We start from the raw sequence: 16,018 nt of genomic DNA, 5'->3' as shown, positions 1-16,018 counted from the left end.
CCGCCACCGAGCGGACGACTCCATCGCGGAGATTCGAGGCATGAGTGCTGTCGATGAGGTGGACCGGGTGGCGGCTCTGGCGCTGGCCGTGGAGCGGTCCGGACTGCTGCCGTTGGAGGAGCAGGCCGCGCTGCTCGACACGTACCGGCGCGCCCGCGAGCGGGTGCTGCGGCAGGGGAGCGGCGATGACGTGCGGCGGCTGCGGGAGATCGACGAGGCCATGGGGCCCAGGCGGATGCTGAGCCGTCTCTGAGGGCCGGTGGGGGTGCGCCGAGGCGGCGCTCCCGCGTTCGGCGAGGCGATTCTTACAGTTCTTTGAGGTTGCTCACAGGAAGGGCGCGGCCTGCGGCGATAGGCATTCAGGGCACTGGAATGAAGGAGCCTGGAGTGAGCGAAGCGCCTGAACGCAAGGACCGCGTCCTCGTCGTGGACGACGAGGAGAACATCGCCGCGCTCCTGTCGGCGACCCTCCGGCTCACCGGATTCGAGGTCGAAGTCGCCCGCGACGCCGCCGGGGCGCTCCGCGCCGCCGCGGCATTCGAACCTGATCTCGTGATCCTCGACGTCATGCTCCCCGACATGGACGGCTTCGAGGTCGCGAAGCGCCTGCGCGCCGGGCGCGACCTCCCCGTCCTGTTCCTCACCGCCCGCGACGCCGTCCGCGACCGCGTCACCGGCCTCACCGTCGGCGGCGACGACTACGTCACCAAGCCCTTCGACCTCGAAGAGGTCGTCCTCCGCATCCACGCGATCCTGCGCCGGGCCAAGGCGCCCGCGCCCGCCGAGGACCGCGTGCTGCGCTACGCCGACCTCGAACTCGACGAGACCGTGCACGAGGTCCGCCGCGCCGGGAACCCGATCGAGCTGTCGCCCACCGAGTTCAAGCTCCTGCGCTACCTCATGGTCAACGCGGGCAAGGTGGTCTCCAAATCGCAGATCCTCGACCGCGTCTGGAACTACGACTTCGGCGGCAACGGCCGCATCGTCGAGTCCTACGTCTACTACCTGCGCAAGAAGATCGACGTCGTCGAGCCCCCGCTCATCCAGACCGTTCGCGGCTTCGGCTACGCCCTCAGGCAGCCCCGCAGATGATCCGCCCGCGGCGCTGGCGGCACTGGACCGTCCGCTCCCGCATGGCGTTCACGATCGTGACGCTGTGCGCGCTCGCGCTGGCCGCCGCGATCCTCATCGCGACCGCGCTCCTCCAGAACGTGCTCACCGAGCGCATCGACTCGCAGCTGACCACCGCCGCGGACATGGCCCGCGGCAACGACCACCGCGGCGACCAGGCGTTCGCCGAGGACGGCGGCTTCGAGCCGCCGTCGCCGCAGGCCGGGCTCCCCGACAGCCCGCGCATCTACCTCTACGGCGCCGACGGGACGCTGGAGCACACGCTCGGCGACGACGCCCCCGAACTCACCGGCCTCGGCGACCTGGCCGGGCGGGTCGGCGAGACCGCCACGGTCGAGGACGCCGACGGGAACTCCTGGCGGATCCTCGTGGAGGAGGCCGAGGACGCCGACGGGTACGTCGTGTTCGCGCTGTCCTCCGAGTACATCGGCGCCGCAACGGAATCGCTGCTGCTCATCGGCGGCGGCACGGTCCTCGCGATCCTCCTCGTGCTCGCCGTCAGCGCCTTCTGGGTCGCGCGGATCGGCCTGCGTCCGCTCGACCGGATGGAGGCCACCGCGGCCGCGATCGCGAACGGCCGCATGGACGAGCGCGTCACCGACACCGACCCGCACACCGAGACCGGCCGCCTCGGCCAGGCCCTGAACACGATGCTCGGGCGCCTCCAGACGGCCCTCGACGACAGCGCCGCCTCCGAGGCGCGCCTGCGCCAGTTCCTCGCCGACGCGTCCCACGAGCTGCGCACGCCCCTGACCTCCATCAAGGGGTTCGCGCAGCTGTACCGTCGCGGCGGCGTCCCGCCCGGGCCCGTCATGGACGACACGATCGGCCGCATCGAGGCCGAGTCCCAGCGCATGGGGCTCCTCTTGGACGACCTCATGCTCCTCGCCGCGCTCGACCGGCAGCGGCCCCTCCAGCGCGGCCCCGTGGACCTCCTCGGCGTCGCCGCCGACGTCGTCGGGGACGCCCACATCCGCGCGCCCGGACGCTTCATCGCCTTGGAGGCGTTGACGGGCGGCTCGGAGGAGTTCCTCGACGCCGTGGACATCAAGGGCGACGAGCCGCGCCTGCGGCAGGTCCTCACCAACCTCGTCGCCAACGCGCTGCGGTACACGCCCGGGGACGCGCGCATCGCCGTGCGCATCGGCTGGAGCCGCAGCCCCGGGCCGCGCTGCCTCGCGCAGATCGGCGAGCTGCCCGCGCTGCCCGCGGCGGTCGTCGAAGTCGCCGACACCGGGCCCGGGGTCGCCCCCGAGCACGCCGAAGCCGTGTTCGAGCGGCTCTACCGCGCCGACCCGGGACGGGTGCGCGGCGGCGAGGGCGGCTCAGGGCTCGGACTGTCGATCGTCGCGGCCATCGTCACGGGCCACGGCGGGTGCGTGCGGCTCTCCGAGACGCCCGGCGGGGGCGCCACGTTCCGCGTGCTGCTCCCCGCCGACGGCGCGCGCGCCTAGCCGCCCGGGCCATGAACTCCCGGACCCCTGGTCGTCGGGGCCCTGGTCGCCTGGGCCCTAGTCGTCGAGGCCCAGCTGCTTCTTCAGGCGCGCGACGTGGCCGGTGGCCTTCACGTTGTACTGGGCCGACTCGATCTCGCCCGCCTCGTCGATGACGAAGGTGGAGCGGATGACGCCCGTGATCGTGCGGCCGTAGTTCTTCTTCTCGCCCCAGGCGCCGTACGCTTCGAGCACCTTGTGCTCGGGGTCGGACAGCAGCGGGAAGGTCAGGCCGTCGCGCTCGACGAACTTCGCGAGCTCCTCGGGTTCGTCGGGGGAGATCCCGACGACCGCGAAACCCGCGGCCTGGAGGCTCGCGAGGCTGTCGCGGAAGTCGCAGGCCTCCTTCGTGCAGCCCGGGGTCATCGCCCGCGGGTACGCGTAGAGGATCACCTTGCGGCCCTGAAGGCTCGACAGGGTCATCGTGTCGCCGGTGTCCGTGGCGAGCGTGAAATCCGGTGCCGTCTCACCGGGCTGAAGTCGTACGTTCACAGGTCGCAACCCTACCTTCCGTCCCTGACAATCGCCTGGGAGCACGCTTGACGCTCGCTGTCCGATCGAAGCGCCCCGCGACGCGTCCCGATATGTGCGACCGGGTTGACGCGCCCGGCTCCGCTATTGCAAAATAATTGCAATAGCCTCACGTGGGTTGTTGATTCCAGCGTGGGCGCCTTGCAGCCGGCAGGGCGGCCGCCGCAAAGTCCCCCCGGACACATACCGAAAGGCGCGCCGCCCGTGGAAGACCTCGCGCTGCACATCCCGACCGACGTCATCGACGGGCCCACGTCGCTCGTCACCGCCCTCATAGCCGCCATCGCGGTCGCCTGGTGCACCGTGGCCGCCCGCAGGGGACTCGACGAGCGCCTCGTGCCGCTCGCCGGGCTCGCCACCGCGTTCATCTTCGCCGCGCAGATGCTCAACTTCCCGATCGCCGCGGGCGTCTCCGGGCACCTCCTCGGCGGCGCGCTCGCCGCCGCGCTCCTCGGGCCCTGGCTCGGGGCGCTGTGCGTCACCGTCGTCATCGTCATCCAGGCGCTCCTGTTCGCCGACGGCGCCGTCACGGCCCTCGGATTGAACGTCGCCAACATGGCCCTCATCGCCACGTTCACCGCCTACGGCGTGATCGCCTTGGCGCTCAAGGTCCTCCCGCGCACCCGCTGGGGCCTCGGCGCCGCGGTCTTCGCCGCGTCGATCGTCAGCGTCGTCGCCGCCTCGGCCGGGTTCGTGCTCCAGTTCTGGGTCGGCGGCGAGCCCGTCGGGCAGTCGTTCGGCGCCATCGCCGGGGCGATCCTCGGCACCCACGTGCTCGTCGGCATCGGCGAAGGCGTCATCACCGCCGGAGCCGTCACCGCCGTCGCGGTCGCCCGCCCCGACCTCGTCCACGCCCTCCGCGGCACCCCGCTCGCCCAGCCCGCCCCCGCGGTCAAGGAGGCCTCCTGATGAAGAAGCTCCTCATCGCCGGCACGATCGTCACGCTCGTCCTCGCCGGGTTCGTGTCCCTGTTCGCCTCCGCCTCGCCCGACGGCCTCGAATCGGTGCTCCTCACCGGCTGCGACACGTCGGAGGGCGAGATCACGGGCGGCACGTGCGTGCTCCAGTCCGCGGGCGAGCACGAGATCGGCGGGGCTTTCGCCGACTACGGGATGTCGTTCCTGGACAACGAGATCCTCGGCGCGTCGCTCGCCGGCATCCTCGGCGTGCTCCTCACCCTGGGCGTCGCCACCGGCCTGTTCTGGCTCCTCGCCCGCGGGAAGAAGCCCGCCGAGGACCGCGCGTGACCGCCCGCGCGGAGGGCCGCCGGTGAGCGCCGTCGACGGCCTCCACCGGCCCGGCGACTCCCCGCTCCACCGGCTCCGGCCGCAGGTGAAGATCGTCGCGCTCGTCGCCTTCACCTGCGCCATCGCCGCGACCCCGCGGGAAGCCGTGTGGGCCTTCGGCGTCCACGCGCTGATCCTGGCCGGGCTGTTCGCGCTCGCGCGCATCCCCGCGGGCTGGGTCTTCACCAGGAGCCTGGTCGAGTCGCCGTTCCTGGTGCTCGCGCTGGCGTTCCCGTTCATGGTCGAGGGTCCCGCCGTCCACGTGTGGTTCCTCCAGGTCTCCGAACCGGGCCTGTGGGCCGGGTGGAACCTCCTCGCGAAGGCCACGCTCGGCGTGTGGGCCGCGCTGCTGCTCGCCGCGACCACGCCGGTCGCCGGGGTCCTCGCCGGGCTGTCGCGGCTGCGCTGCCCCGAGATCCTGCTCCAGATCACCGCGTTCGCGATCCGCTACGCGCACTTGACCGTGGCCGAGGTGACGCAGATGCGGCTGGCGCGGCTCGCCCGCTGCGACGACCCCCGGTTCCTGTGGCAGGCCGGGGCGCTCGCGCGCAGCCTCGGCACGGTCTTCATCCGGTCCTTCGAACGCGGCGAACGCGTCTGGCAGTCCATGGCCGCCCGCGGCTACACCGGCCGCCTCCCGCTCGAAGTCGGGCCCGCGCCCGCGAGCGCATTGCAGTGGACGGCCGCGATGACCGCGCCCGCGGTCGCCGCCGCGGTCGCGGCCTGGACGGCGGTGAACGCATGAGCGCCTTGGACTTCCGCGGACTCGGCCACGCCTACCCGGACGGGCACCGGGCCCTCGACGGCGTCGACCTCGTGGTGGAGGAAGGCGAGCGCGTCGCGATCCTCGGCCCGAACGGCGCCGGGAAGACCACTCTGATGCTGCACCTCGCGGGGCTGCTGACCGCGACCGAGGGGGAAGTGTCGGTGGGCGGTGTCAGAGTGGAGAAGAAGACGCTCGCCGACATCCGCCGCCGCGTCGGCATCGTCTTCCAGAGTCCCGACGACCAGCTGTTCATGCCCACGGTCGCCGACGACGTCGGGTTCGGCCCCGCGAACCTCGGGCTGCGGGGCGCGGAACTCGCCGAGCGCGTCGCCGCCGCGCTCGCCGCCGTGGAGCTCGCGGACCTCGCCGACCGCCCGCCGCACCACCTGTCGGTGGGCCAGCAGCGCCGCGCGGCCCTCGCGGGGGTGCTCGCCATGCGCCCGGACATCGTGGTGTGCGACGAGCCCTCCGCGAACCTCGACCCGGCCAGCCGCCGCGACCTCGCGGCGATCCTCCACCGCACCGCCCCGACACTGCTGCTCGTCACCCACGACCTGCCGTACGCGCTCCAACTCTGCGACCGCGCCGTCATCCTCGACGCGGGCCGGGTCGCGGCGGACGCCCCGATCGCCGAACTCCTCGCCGACGCCGAACTCCTGGAACGCCACCGCCTGGAGCTCCCGTTCGGCTTCTCCCTGGAGACCGCCCTCGCCGCCCTGCGAGGCTGACTCACCTGCGGATCGATGTCGTACCCGCCGGGCACCATCGAACCGGGGGCGTCTCAGCACGGCCGCGCCCGGCTCTGCCCCTGCCCGGAAACTTCCGCATCAACGCCGGTGGGGCGCAGCCGAACGGCTGCGCCCCACCGGGTTCCAGTCGAGTCAGGCGGCGTCGATCGCGGCCCGGACTTCGTCGGCGAAGGAGGCGTTCTCGACGACCTCGCCGTTGACCTTGGCGGTCGGGGTGCCGGTGACGCCGCCGTCGCCGGTGGCCCACGCGGTGCCGTCCTGGACCCAGCCCTTGTAGGTGCCGTTCTCGACGCAGGTCTGCCAGGAGGCGTCGAGGCCCACGTCGTCGGTGCCGATCGCGATCAGCTCGTTGTCCGACAAGCCGGTCGAGTTCTCGGCGGGCTGGTTCTGGTACAGCGCCAGCGTGTAGTCGAGGAACTGCTGCTCGCCGACGTCGGCGGCGCACACCGCGGCCGCGGCCGCGCGCGTCGAGTACTCGGTGCCCGACGAGAGCCGGTCGAGGATGGTGATCGGGTGGTAGTTGATCGTGACCGAGCCGTCGTCGAGCCACGCCTGGAGGTTCTCCGAGTACGCGGACTCGAACTGGTTGCACGCCGGGCACATGTAGTCGATGAACAGGTCGATCTCGACCGGCCCGGAGCCGAGCGTCACCCCGTACGAGTCGCTGACCGCCGCGGTCGGCTCGTTCACCTCGTAGTCGTCGCCGCGGCTGTTGTACCAGATCCCCACGCCCAGGAGCCCGCCGATGAGCACCACCGCGGCGCCCACCGAGACCCACAGGAGGATCTTGCGCCGCCGCGCCTCCGCGGCCTGCTGCTTCCGCAGGGCCTCCGCGGCCTTCCTGCGCTCGTTCTTCCGCTCCGAACTGCCCATGTGCCTCGCTCAGCCTTTCTCAGGTCCAACACTCGATTCACGAAGCGGTTTCGAGTACGCTCAGCGGCGATGCACAGCCGTCTGACCACCCGACAACGTCCCCCCGCCCGGAAACGCCGCACCCCCTGGCACGGTGCGGCCGCCGCGCGGCGGCACGCCGTCCGCCTCGCCTGGTCGTCGCTCGCGGCGGTCCTCATCGGGGTCCTGTGGGCCTCCGCGGCCTCGGCGCACGCCGCAGCCACGAAGACCACCCCGGTGTCCGGGGCGGTCCTGGACGAGGCCCCGAGCGAAGTCGTCGTCGAGTTCAACGAGCCAGTCACCCCCGTAGACGCGGGCACCGGCGTCGTGGCTCCCGATGGTGACCGAGCAGACACCGAAGTGGTCCGCAGCGAGGACGGCACCCAGGTCACGATCACCGTCGACGCCGACCAGGAGGGCACCTACCTGGTCGGATACCGCGTCGTCTCCGACGACGGCCACCCCGTCTCCGGCACGTTCACGTACTCCGTCGGCGCCGAGACCGAGGCCCCGAGCGCCGAAGCGCTCACCGCCGCCGGAACCGACCCGCTCGTCCAGGCGCTCCTGTACGGCAACCGCTGGTTCGGCTACGCCGCACTCGCGCTCGCGCTCGGCGCCGGGATCCTCCTCGCCGCCGGCGCCCGCCCCCGCGAGGCCGCCGCGAAGCTCGTCGCCCTCGGCCTCGCCGTCGTCGCCATGACCGCCGTCCTCGGCCTGCCGCTCCAGGCCGCGTACGAGAACGGCACCGGCGTGTCCGACCTCGACGCGGTCGGGCTCCAGTCCGTCATGCAGTCCAACATCGGGCTCTCGGCCCTGCTCAGACTCCTCCTGGTGCTGCTCGCCCTGCCGCTCATGCGCGTGTTCGTCACCGCCGAGGAGCAGCCGGGAAAGCCCGTCGTCGCGGGCCTCGCCGCCGTCGGCCTCGCCCTCGGCGCCACCTGGCCGCTCGCCGGGCACCCCATGGCCTCCGACCCCGTGGTCGTGGCGTTCATCGCCGACTGGGTCCACCTGACGACCGCGCTGGCGTGGGGCGGCGGCGTGTTCGCGCTGCTGATCCTGGCGCTGCGGGGGGACACCGAGATCCCCGACCGGACCGCCGCGACCTGGCTCGCGCTCGTGCCGTGGCTCATCGCGAACCTCATCGTCGCCGGGATCGCGTCGTCGCTCCTGCACATCGACTCGATCGACGCGCTCACGCAGACCCAGTACGGGAAGCTCGTGCTCCTCAAGTCCGGGATCCTCATCGTCACCGTCGCCATCGGCCTGCTCACCAGGCGGGCCATGCTGCGCGGCAGGGAAGGCCGCGCGCGGCTGCGGCTCATGGCCGGCGTCGAGACCGTGTTCCTCGCGGTGGTCCTCGGCGCCGTCGCGGTGCTCGTGCAGGCAGTCCCCGCGAAGACCGCGCTCCTGGAGGCCGAGACCACCGAGTCGGCCTCGACGGAGACGGCGACGCTCGTGACGACCGAGGCGTTCACCGCGCAGGTCGTCCTCGAACCGGGCAGGCCCGGCGCGAACAGCGTCCGCATCCTCGCCGACGACCTCGAAGGCGCCGCGTTCGAGGCCGTCGAATGGGAGGCCGTCTACGGGCTCGAAGGCGAAGCGCCCCAAGAGCTCCGGCTCATTGAGCTGCGCACCGGCATCCTCGCGGGCGAGGCGAACCTCGGCGAGGCGGGCCGGTGGGTCTTCACGTTCACGCTCACCGACGCCGCAGGCAACACGGCCACCGCCGACGCCGAGATCGACGTGTCCTAGCGGCTCACCAGTCGCCGAACGCGGCCTCGGTGTTCCGCCACAGCCGCTCGCACCACGCTTCGAGGTCACGCTCCAGGTACTCGGCGAGGAACCGGGCCGTGTAGTTCACCAGCGCCGGGTGGTTCCGGTACCCGCGCACCGGGATCGGGGCCATGAACGGCGCGTCGGTCTCCACGAGCACCAGCTCCGCGGGGGCCGCGGACGCGGCGTCGCGGAGGTTCTGGGCGTTCTTGAACGTCACGTTCCCGGCGAAGCTCATGAAGAACCCGCGCCGCGCGCACTCCTTCGCGAACGCGAAGTCCCCGGAGAAGCAGTGCAGGACCACGCGGTCGGGCGCGCCCTCGGCGTCGAGGATCGACAGGACGTCCTCGTGGGCGTCCCGGTCGTGGATGACGAGGGTCTTGCCGCGGCGCTTCGCGATCTCGATGTGCGCGCGGAACGACCGCTGCTGCGCGGCCCGCCCGGCCTCGTCGGTCCGGAAGTAGTCGAGCCCGGTCTCGCCGAGGGCCGCGACGCGCGGCAGCGCCGCCAGCTCGTCGATCGCGCTCAGAGCCGCGTCGAGGTCGGCGAGGCGCGGCGCCTCGTTCGGGTGCAGCGCGGCGGCGGCGAGCACGCGCGCGTCGGCGTCCGCGAGGGCCGCGGCCCATCCCGAGGACGCGACGTCGGTGCCGACCTGCACGACCCGGGCGACCCCCGCGGCTTCGGCCTCGGCGAGGCGCGCGAGCACCTCGGGCGCGTCCGGCGCGGGCGTCGGGAGCTCCTCCTCGGACCCGAACACGTCGACCAGGTCGAAGTGGGTGTGGCTGTCGGCGATGGGGAACGGGAGCGGCTCGGGGAGCGGCGCGGGCTCGGATCGGTACACGTGACAACCATGCCACGCCGAGCGCGCGGGCACTCGCGTGTGCCGCCCGTAACATCTTCTTCATTTCATGGACATCCCGGCCTGACAGGACCGGCCTACGTTGGCGGACAGCCGGTTCACCGGCAGTGAGGAACCGACACGTATATAAGCCTCTGAATACCAGGCGACATCGCCGTCGCACCGCGCAGACGAATCGAGCCGCACATGACCCGCGACCTCGCGTCCCGCCGCAACCGCGCCGCAGCGCTCCAGCAACGCCGCCCCGCCGTCCCGGCCGACCAGGACCAGCCGCTCCAGATCACCACCGTCGAATGGCAGGGCGAGAAGTTCCCCGGCGCACCCTACGCCGACGGCGCCGCCTGGGAGCTGTTCTCGGCGCTCCCGCGCCCCGACTTCCTGCCGAACCACCGGCACGGCAGCGAGTACCCGTACCGGCACGTCGTCCACGCCGGGGAGGTCCTGCGCGACGGCGTGCCCGCGGCCGTCGCCGACGAGCGCTTCCTCACCGTGCCGCTCGCGCCCGGCGTCGACCTCGAATACGTGCGCCGCCTGACCCAGACCCCGCACCTCGAACCCGCCGCGCGGGCCCTCCTCGACCGGGTGCGCGAGTCCGCGGCGCCCGGGGTCGGCGAGATCATGGAGCGGCCCGTCACCGCCGCGCAGGCCGCGCGGCTCCTGGAGACCGCCGCGGTCCCGGGCGGGTTCTGCTACCGCCGCTGGGACATCGCGCACCTGTGCACGCCCGCGTCCCGGGCCTCGCTCGGCGGCGAGACCGAGTCCTCGGAGCCGTGGACGCTCGCGCTGCGCTGGGCCGCCGCCGACCCCGCGGACTACCAGGCGCCGGTCGCCCCCGACTACGAGGGCCTCACCGCGATGCCGTCCTCCGACCGCCGCGGCACGCCCGTGCTCGGCACCGGCTTCGCGATCTCCACCGCGCACGTGCTGCCCGAGCACGTCACCGCCGACCTCGCCGACCTGCCGCTCCCCGAGGGCGCGAAGCTCGTCGCGTACACCGCGAGCGGCGTCGAGACCGCGCTGTTCTCCTACGCGGGGCAGCAGTGGACGCCGCTGACCCTCGAACGCCGCGTCGACATCCCCGGCGTCGAGATCGGCCGCGCCTACCAGGTGCGGCGGGTCCTGCGCGAGGCCACGCGCGTCGTCTGGAACGGCATCGCCGGGACGCTCGTCGACGCCGACGACGAGTGGGGCCGCTTCCGGCTCTCGCGGCCCAGCCCCGACATGCTCTCGCGCACGGGTGCGGAAGCGGTGCGCCGCGGGATCTACGAGAAGTGGGTCAGCCGCGCCGAACTCGCACCCGCGGTTTGAAGCTCGAACGCGCAGCGGCCCCCGGCGAATCCGCCGGGAGCCGCTGCGTCTGTCCTGCTTACGAGTTCAGCCGCTCGATCTCCTCGTCGACGATCGACGGGTCGAGCTTCGCGAACACCGGGACGGGCTTGTCCAGGGGCGTCCCGGGCGCCAGCGGCACGGACTCCCACTTCGGGACGTCCGAGTAGTCGCCGGTGAGGATCGGGTACGGGCCGTCGGTCGCGCCGCCCTCGTCGAGGTCGGCGACCTCCTCGATGCGCGGCATCGGCGCGAACACGCCCGTGCCGCCGAGGAGCTCGTGGACCTTCTGCGAGGAGTGCGGCAGGAACGGGCTCATCACGGTCTTCAGGTCGGAGACGGCCTGGAGGACCGTGTAGAGGACCGTGCCCTGGCGCTTCGGGTCCTCCTTCATCTTCCACGGCGCGGTGTCGGCGAGGTACTTGTTCGCCGCGGCGACGGTCTTCATGGCCTCGCCGATCGCCGCCCGGACCTTGTTCTGCCCGATGAGGTCCCCGACGGCGTCGAAGGACGCCTTCGTGGCGTCGAGGAGCTCGCGGTCGATCGGTTCGAGCTCGCCGGGCTCGGGGACGGCCCCGAAGTTCTTGGCGGCCATGGCGACCGAGCGGTTCACGAGGTTGCCCCATCCGGCGACGAGCTCGTCGTTGTTGCGGCGCAGGAACTCCGCCCACGTGAAGTCCGAGTCCTGGTTCTCCGGGCCGGCGGCGCAGATGTAGTACCGCAGCGCGTCGGGGGAGTACCGCTCCAGGAAGTCGCGCACGTAGATGACGACGCGCCGCGACGACGAGAACTGCTTGCCCTCCATCGTCAGGAACTCCGAGGAGACGACCTCGGTCGGCAGGTTCAGCTTCCCGAGCGCGCCCGGCTCGCCGCCCTTGCTCCCTTCGCCGTTGGCGCCCAGGAGCATCGCGGGCCAGATCTCGGAGTGGAAGACGATGTTGTCCTTGCCCATGAAGTAGTACGAGACCGCCTCCGGGTCCTGCCACCACTGCTTCCACGCGTCGGGGTCGCCGGAGCGGCGGGCCCACTCGATCGTGGCGGACAGGTACCCGATGACCGCGTCGAACCACACGTACAGGCGCTTGTCCTTGCGCTCCACCCACCCGTCGAGCGGGATCGGCACGCCCCAGTCGAGGTCGCGGGAGATCGGGCGCGGCTGGAGGTCGTCGAGGAGGTTCTTGGTGAACCGCACGACGTTCGTGCGCCAGCCCGTGCGCGTGTCGAGCCACACGTTGAGCGCGTCGGCGAACGCCGGGAGGTCGAGGAAGAAGTGGTCCTCCTCCACGAACTTCGGGGTCTCGCCGTTGATGCGCGACTTCGGGTCGATCAGGTCGGTCGGGTCGAGCTGGCGCCCGCAGTTGTCGCACTGGTCGCCGCGCGCCGAGTCGAACCCGCAGTGCGGGCAGGTGCCCTCGATGTAGCGGTCGGGGAGCGTGCGGCCCGTGGACGGGCTGATCGCGCCGAGCGTCTTCTTCTGGAGGATGTAGCCGTTGCCGTAGAGGCTGGTGAACAGCTCCTGCACGGTCTTGTAGTGGTTGCCGGTCGTGGTGCGCGTGAACAGGTCGTAGGAGAGGCCCAGGGCGTCCAGGTCCTCGACGATGATCCGGTTGTACTTCGCGGCGGCCTCGGCGGGCTTGAGGCCCTCGGAGTCGGCCTGCACCAGGATCGGCGTGCCGTGCTCGTCGGTCCCCGAGACCATGAGGACGTCGTGACCGCGCATGCGCATGTAGCGGGCGAAGACGTCGGCGGGGACCCCGAATCCCGCTACATGTCCGATGTGCCGGGGGCCGTTGGCGTAAGGCCAGGCCAGCGCGGTCAGTACGTGAGTCATGCGCCCCATGGTATCCGTCCTGACATCTGGACATGCCGCCCTCCGACCGCGTCGGCGGCCAGGTCACGGCCGGGTCGCCACCCGTTCGGGCGGTGACGACACACTATCCCTGCGCGATTGCGCCCGGCTTCGCCGATTCGGTGATGCAATAGCCCGTATGTCTGGAACACACCGCGCGGCCGACCAGCCCCAGTCCGCCGGCTACGGCGGCGCCGACCACGGCGTGCCCGAGGTCCCGGCCGCCTACGGCGCGGTCGAGCACGACACGGTTGAACGGGGCACGGTCGAACGGGGCGCTGCCGAATACGGTGCGGTCGAGCACGCCGAGCCGATCGGGCCCGTCGACTGGGACCCCGCCGAGGACGCGCCCCGCCCGGTCGCGCAGCGCAGCCCGCTCGGGTCCCAGGCCGACGGCATGGCCGCGATCCGCGCCGTGTGGGAACGGGCCGCCGAGACCGAGAAGCGCCGCCCCGCCAAGCCCGGCCGGCCCCAGCGCCGCCGCGAGCCCAAGCGCCTCGGGCCCGCGCTCCTGGGCGTCCTGGTGTGCGCGTGCCTGCTCATGTTCTTCGCGTGGGCCGCCGCGCCCGCGCTGTGGATCAGCATCGGCCACGCCGACCACGGGACGGTGACCGTTACTTCGTGCAAGGACGGGTTCGCGCCGTCGTGCAACGGCCGCTTCGTGACCGACGGCTGGTCGAAGGACCTCGCGCTGACCGGCGAGGTGTCGGCGGCGGACGTCGGGACCGAGCTCTCCGCGCGCTCCACGGGGCCCGACGCGCACAGCGCGTACGTCGGCGGCACCGGCGGGCTGCTGCTGCGCTGGGCGCCCGCGCTGGTGCTGTTCATGGTCGTGGCGATGTCGATGGTGTCGGTCTCGGGTGCGACGCGCCTGTACGAGGGCCGCTCGGGCGCGATCGGCCTGTGCTGGGTGTTCGCCGGGGCCGTGCTCGCGGCCGCGCTCGCGTTCGCCTGGTGAGGCGCCGCACCGCCGGTCCGTCCCCGTCCCGTAGCAGCCGGTGCATGATCGCCGCGGGCGGCGCGCCCGCGGCCGCGCCGCGCTGTAATCGCCCCCACCAGTGCCGGACTGCGTCAGAACCGCCTCCCTGGCGCGTCGTAGAGTTGGGGCGCCCCCGGAACTCCGCCTGAACGGCGCTTGGCCGCGCCCAACTGAAATGACCGTTCCTTCCCCGCAGCGGGGCTTTGGGAGACAGCGTGAGTGATTCTTCGAAACCGGTGGCGCAGACCTGGTTCGGACCCATCACCGCCGTGCAGCGCCGCGCCATGTTCGCGCTCGTGCCGGTGGCCGTGGCGTTCGGCCTCGTCGTCGGACTGGCGTTCCTGCCGGTGACCAGCGGCATCGGCGGACTGGCCAAGGTCGGCTCCGAGGCCGTCCTCGACCTCCCCGACGAGCTCGTCCTGCCTCCGGCGCCGGAGGCCTCGACGCTGTACGCCTCGGACGGGAAGACGGTCATCGCGACGTTCGGCGACCAGTACCGGGTGCAGCTGGAGTACGACCAGATCCCCGACTCGGTGATCCAGGCGCTCGTCGCCACCGAGGACTCGAACTTCTTCGAGCACAACGGGGTCGACCCCGAAGGCGTCATGCGCGCCCTGGTCACGAACATCGCCGACGGCGGCACCTCCGAGGGCGCCTCGACGATCACCATGCAGTACGTGCGCCAGGTGCTCTCCTACACCGCGACCACCCCCGAGGAGGTCGCGGCGGCCAGCGAGGTCACCATCGACCGCAAGGTCAAGGAGATGGGGTACGCGCTCGCCCTCGAAGAGGAGATGTCGAAAGAGGACATCCTCACGAACTACCTGAACACCGTGTACTTCGGCAACGGCGCGTACGGCATCGGCGCGGCCGCCCAGGTCTACTACGGGAAGGTCCCCGCCGACCTCACCGTCGCCGAGTCCGCGATGCTGGTGGGGCTCATCCAGTCCCCGAGCGTCTACGACCCGATCAACGGCTCCTCCGAGGCCGCGCTGGCCCGCCGGAACCACGTCGTCAACCGCATGGTCGACGTCGGCTACCTCACCTCCGACGAGGGCGAGACCGCGAAGGCCGAGGACCTCAACCTCAACCCGCAGGAGGCGAACAACACCTCCGGCGGCGCGATCGACTCCGACTACGGGTTCTTCGTCGACTACTTCGAGAAGTGGTGGGAGCAGCAGGAGGACTTCGGCGACTCCGAGGAGGTCCGCAAGGCGCGCCTGTACCGCGGCGGCTACGAGATCACCTCGACGCTGAACGTGGAGCTCCAGGACGCGTCCCAGGAGGCCATCGAGAACCAGCTGGAGACGGGGTCGGAGTACGCGCTCGGGTCCGTCGTCGTCGAGCCGGGGACCGGCGCGATCGAGGTCATGGCCGTCAACCGCAACTACTCGAACGACGTGTCGGACAACGGCCCCAACACCGCGAACAGCGACTACAAGGGCTCCTACCCGAACACCACGAACCCGCTGCTCAGCGGCAACGCCGACGTCAACGGGTACCAGGCGGGGTCCTCGTTCAAGATGTTCACGATGCTCGCGGCGCTCGAAGCGGGCATGCCGCTGGACACCACGATCTACTCCCCGTACCAGTACACGTCGAAGTACATCGTCGGCGACGGCGAGGCCGCGTGCGGGAACCACTGGTGCCCGAAGAACGCGTCCCAGTCGGAGGTCGGGAACTACAACATGTGGACCGGGTTCGGGGAGTCGGTGAACACCTACTTCGTGCAGCTCGCCGAGCGCGTCGGCGTCGACAAGGCCATCGACGTGGCCGAGCGCCTCGGCATCAAGTTCCGCAACCAGCAGGACCTCGGGCACGTCGAGAACAACCCGGAGTCGTTCGGGCCGTTCGTCCTCGGCGTCACCCAGACCACGCCGCTCGACATGGCCGCCGCCTACGCGGCGCTGCCCGCCGACGGCGTCTACTGCAAGCCCACGCCCGTGACGTCCGCGCTCACCAACTCCGGCGGGACGATCGCGTTCGCGAGCGAATGCGACCAGGCCGTCAGCGTCGAGGTCGCGCGCGCCGCCGTCGACGCGGCCCGCTGCCCGACCGGGTACGGCGCCGCCGAGGGCAACTGCACCTGGGGCACCGCCGAGCAGGTGAGCGCCGCCGTCGACGGGCCCGTCGCGGGCAAGACCGGCACCACCGACTCCAACTCCACCAACTGGTTCGTGGGCTTCACGCCGAACGCCGCCGCGGCCGCGTTCGTCGCCGACCCCGACAGCCCCCAGAACTACGTGGGCAAGTCGAACCTCGGCAAACCCGCCAACGCCGTCGCCGACATCCTGGCGGCCCAATGGGAGATCAACGGCGAAGGGGACTTCACGCCTCCGAGCGAGCTGGTGCACTGACCGTGAAGGGGACACCCTAAACTCGGGC

Annotated in this window: 15 protein-coding genes; 11 read left to right on the top strand and 4 right to left on the bottom strand. The window is 71.8% G+C overall.

What is annotated here, in order from left to right; all coding sequences use genetic code 11:
• Positions 1-40 precede the first annotated feature (40 nt).
• The 3 genes from B0I28_RS25975 to B0I28_RS25965 all read left to right on the top strand — a co-directional run bounded on the left by B0I28_RS25975 (position 41) and on the right by B0I28_RS25965 (position 2,585).
• Positions 41-253 (top strand): hypothetical protein, encoded by a 213-nt coding sequence (locus B0I28_RS25975; RefSeq protein ID WP_106366778.1) that lies wholly within the window; start codon positions 41-43, stop codon positions 251-253.
• A gap of 119 nt (positions 254-372) precedes the next feature.
• The gene (locus tag B0I28_RS25970; protein ID WP_106366777.1) at positions 373-1,092 is read left to right on the top strand and encodes a response regulator; all 720 of its coding nucleotides are present in this window, start codon (positions 373-375) and stop codon (positions 1,090-1,092) included.
• Positions 1,089-2,585, top strand: coding sequence for a sensor histidine kinase (locus B0I28_RS25965; RefSeq protein ID WP_106366776.1), 1,497 nt, complete (start codon positions 1,089-1,091; stop codon positions 2,583-2,585). The genes B0I28_RS25970 and B0I28_RS25965 overlap by 4 nt, the downstream gene beginning before the upstream one ends.
• 57 nt (positions 2,586-2,642) lie before the next feature.
• On the opposite strand, the gene bcp is transcribed toward B0I28_RS25965, so the two are convergent.
• Positions 2,643-3,116 (bottom strand): thioredoxin-dependent thiol peroxidase, encoded by a 474-nt coding sequence (gene bcp / locus B0I28_RS25960; RefSeq protein ID WP_106366775.1) that lies wholly within the window; start codon positions 3,114-3,116, stop codon positions 2,643-2,645.
• Between the two features lie 243 nt (positions 3,117-3,359).
• Between bcp and B0I28_RS25955 the strand changes: the two genes are divergently transcribed.
• The 4 genes from B0I28_RS25955 to B0I28_RS25940 are packed head-to-tail and all read left to right on the top strand — an operon-like array spanning position 3,360 to position 5,935.
• On the top strand, positions 3,360-4,064 hold the full coding sequence (locus B0I28_RS25955; RefSeq protein ID WP_106366774.1) for an energy-coupling factor ABC transporter permease: 705 nt from the start codon (positions 3,360-3,362) through the stop codon (positions 4,062-4,064).
• The gene (locus tag B0I28_RS25950; RefSeq protein ID WP_106366773.1) at positions 4,064-4,402 is read left to right on the top strand and encodes a PDGLE domain-containing protein; all 339 of its coding nucleotides are present in this window, start codon (positions 4,064-4,066) and stop codon (positions 4,400-4,402) included. Before B0I28_RS25955 ends, B0I28_RS25950 begins: the two co-directional genes overlap by 1 nt.
• Before the next feature lie 22 nt (positions 4,403-4,424).
• On the top strand, positions 4,425-5,186 hold the full coding sequence (gene cbiQ, locus B0I28_RS25945; RefSeq protein ID WP_106366772.1) for a cobalt ECF transporter T component CbiQ: 762 nt from the start codon (positions 4,425-4,427) through the stop codon (positions 5,184-5,186).
• Positions 5,183-5,935, top strand: coding sequence for an energy-coupling factor ABC transporter ATP-binding protein (locus tag B0I28_RS25940; RefSeq protein ID WP_106366796.1), 753 nt, complete (start codon positions 5,183-5,185; stop codon positions 5,933-5,935). Before cbiQ ends, B0I28_RS25940 begins: the two co-directional genes overlap by 4 nt.
• A 153-nt stretch (positions 5,936-6,088) precedes the next feature.
• Here B0I28_RS25940 and B0I28_RS25935 read toward each other — a convergent pair whose 3' ends face one another.
• Positions 6,089-6,829, bottom strand: coding sequence for a DsbA family protein (locus B0I28_RS25935; protein WP_106366771.1), 741 nt, complete (start codon positions 6,827-6,829; stop codon positions 6,089-6,091).
• 69 nt (positions 6,830-6,898) lie between these two features.
• Between B0I28_RS25935 and B0I28_RS25930 the strand changes: the two genes are divergently transcribed.
• Entirely contained in the window at positions 6,899-8,599 is a 1,701-nt protein-coding gene (locus B0I28_RS25930; protein WP_106366770.1) for a copper resistance CopC/CopD family protein, read from the top strand.
• A 4-nt stretch (positions 8,600-8,603) separates the two neighbouring features.
• Here B0I28_RS25930 and B0I28_RS25925 read toward each other — a convergent pair whose 3' ends face one another.
• Positions 8,604-9,461 (bottom strand): TatD family hydrolase, encoded by an 858-nt coding sequence (locus B0I28_RS25925; RefSeq protein WP_106366769.1) that lies wholly within the window; start codon positions 9,459-9,461, stop codon positions 8,604-8,606.
• A 204-nt stretch (positions 9,462-9,665) separates the two neighbouring features.
• Here B0I28_RS25925 and B0I28_RS25920 point away from each other — a divergent pair, with 204 nt between their 5' ends.
• Positions 9,666-10,787 carry a hypothetical protein gene (locus B0I28_RS25920; protein ID WP_106366768.1) on the top strand — a complete coding sequence of 374 codons (1,122 nt, stop codon included), beginning with the start codon at positions 9,666-9,668 and terminating at the stop codon, positions 10,785-10,787.
• Between the two features lie 58 nt (positions 10,788-10,845).
• Here the strand turns inward: B0I28_RS25920 and metG are convergent, their stop codons facing one another.
• Positions 10,846-12,636, bottom strand: coding sequence for a methionine--tRNA ligase (gene metG / locus B0I28_RS25915; RefSeq protein ID WP_219926997.1), 1,791 nt, complete (start codon positions 12,634-12,636; stop codon positions 10,846-10,848).
• Between the two features lie 157 nt (positions 12,637-12,793).
• Between metG and B0I28_RS25910 the strand changes: the two genes are divergently transcribed.
• Positions 12,794-13,612 carry a hypothetical protein gene (locus B0I28_RS25910; protein ID WP_106366766.1) on the top strand — a complete coding sequence of 273 codons (819 nt, stop codon included), beginning with the start codon at positions 12,794-12,796 and terminating at the stop codon, positions 13,610-13,612.
• Between the two features lie 236 nt (positions 13,613-13,848).
• Positions 13,849-15,990 (top strand): transglycosylase domain-containing protein, encoded by a 2,142-nt coding sequence (locus B0I28_RS25905; RefSeq protein ID WP_146148248.1) that lies wholly within the window; start codon positions 13,849-13,851, stop codon positions 15,988-15,990.
• The last annotated feature ends 28 nt before the right edge of the window (positions 15,991-16,018 follow it).

This window comes from Glycomyces artemisiae (assembly GCF_003002955.1).
Taxonomy (GTDB): Bacteria; Actinomycetota; Actinomycetes; order Mycobacteriales; family Micromonosporaceae; genus Glycomyces; species Glycomyces artemisiae.
This window is presented reverse-complemented; position numbering and strand designations above follow the sequence as displayed.

Bases quoted from the DNA above. Each gene is read 5' to 3' on its own strand.
- B0I28_RS25930 (WP_106366770.1), top strand. From the start codon at position 6,899: ATGCACAGCCGTCTGACCACCCGACAACGTCCCCCCGCCCGGAAACGC.
- B0I28_RS25970 (WP_106366777.1), top strand. From the start codon at position 373: ATGAAGGAGCCTGGAGTGAGCGAAGCGCCTGAACGCAAGGACCGCGTC.
- B0I28_RS25950 (WP_106366773.1), top strand. From the start codon at position 4,064: ATGAAGAAGCTCCTCATCGCCGGCACGATCGTCACGCTCGTCCTCGCC.
- B0I28_RS25940 (WP_106366796.1), top strand. From the start codon at position 5,183: ATGAGCGCCTTGGACTTCCGCGGACTCGGCCACGCCTACCCGGACGGG.
- metG (WP_219926997.1), bottom strand. From the start codon at position 12,636: ATGACTCACGTACTGACCGCGCTGGCCTGGCCTTACGCCAACGGCCCC.
- B0I28_RS25910 (WP_106366766.1), top strand. From the start codon at position 12,794: ATGTCTGGAACACACCGCGCGGCCGACCAGCCCCAGTCCGCCGGCTAC.
- B0I28_RS25965 (WP_106366776.1), top strand. From the start codon at position 1,089: ATGATCCGCCCGCGGCGCTGGCGGCACTGGACCGTCCGCTCCCGCATG.
- B0I28_RS25920 (WP_106366768.1), top strand. From the start codon at position 9,666: ATGACCCGCGACCTCGCGTCCCGCCGCAACCGCGCCGCAGCGCTCCAG.
- B0I28_RS25935 (WP_106366771.1), bottom strand. From the start codon at position 6,829: ATGGGCAGTTCGGAGCGGAAGAACGAGCGCAGGAAGGCCGCGGAGGCC.
- B0I28_RS25975 (WP_106366778.1), top strand. From the start codon at position 41: ATGAGTGCTGTCGATGAGGTGGACCGGGTGGCGGCTCTGGCGCTGGCC.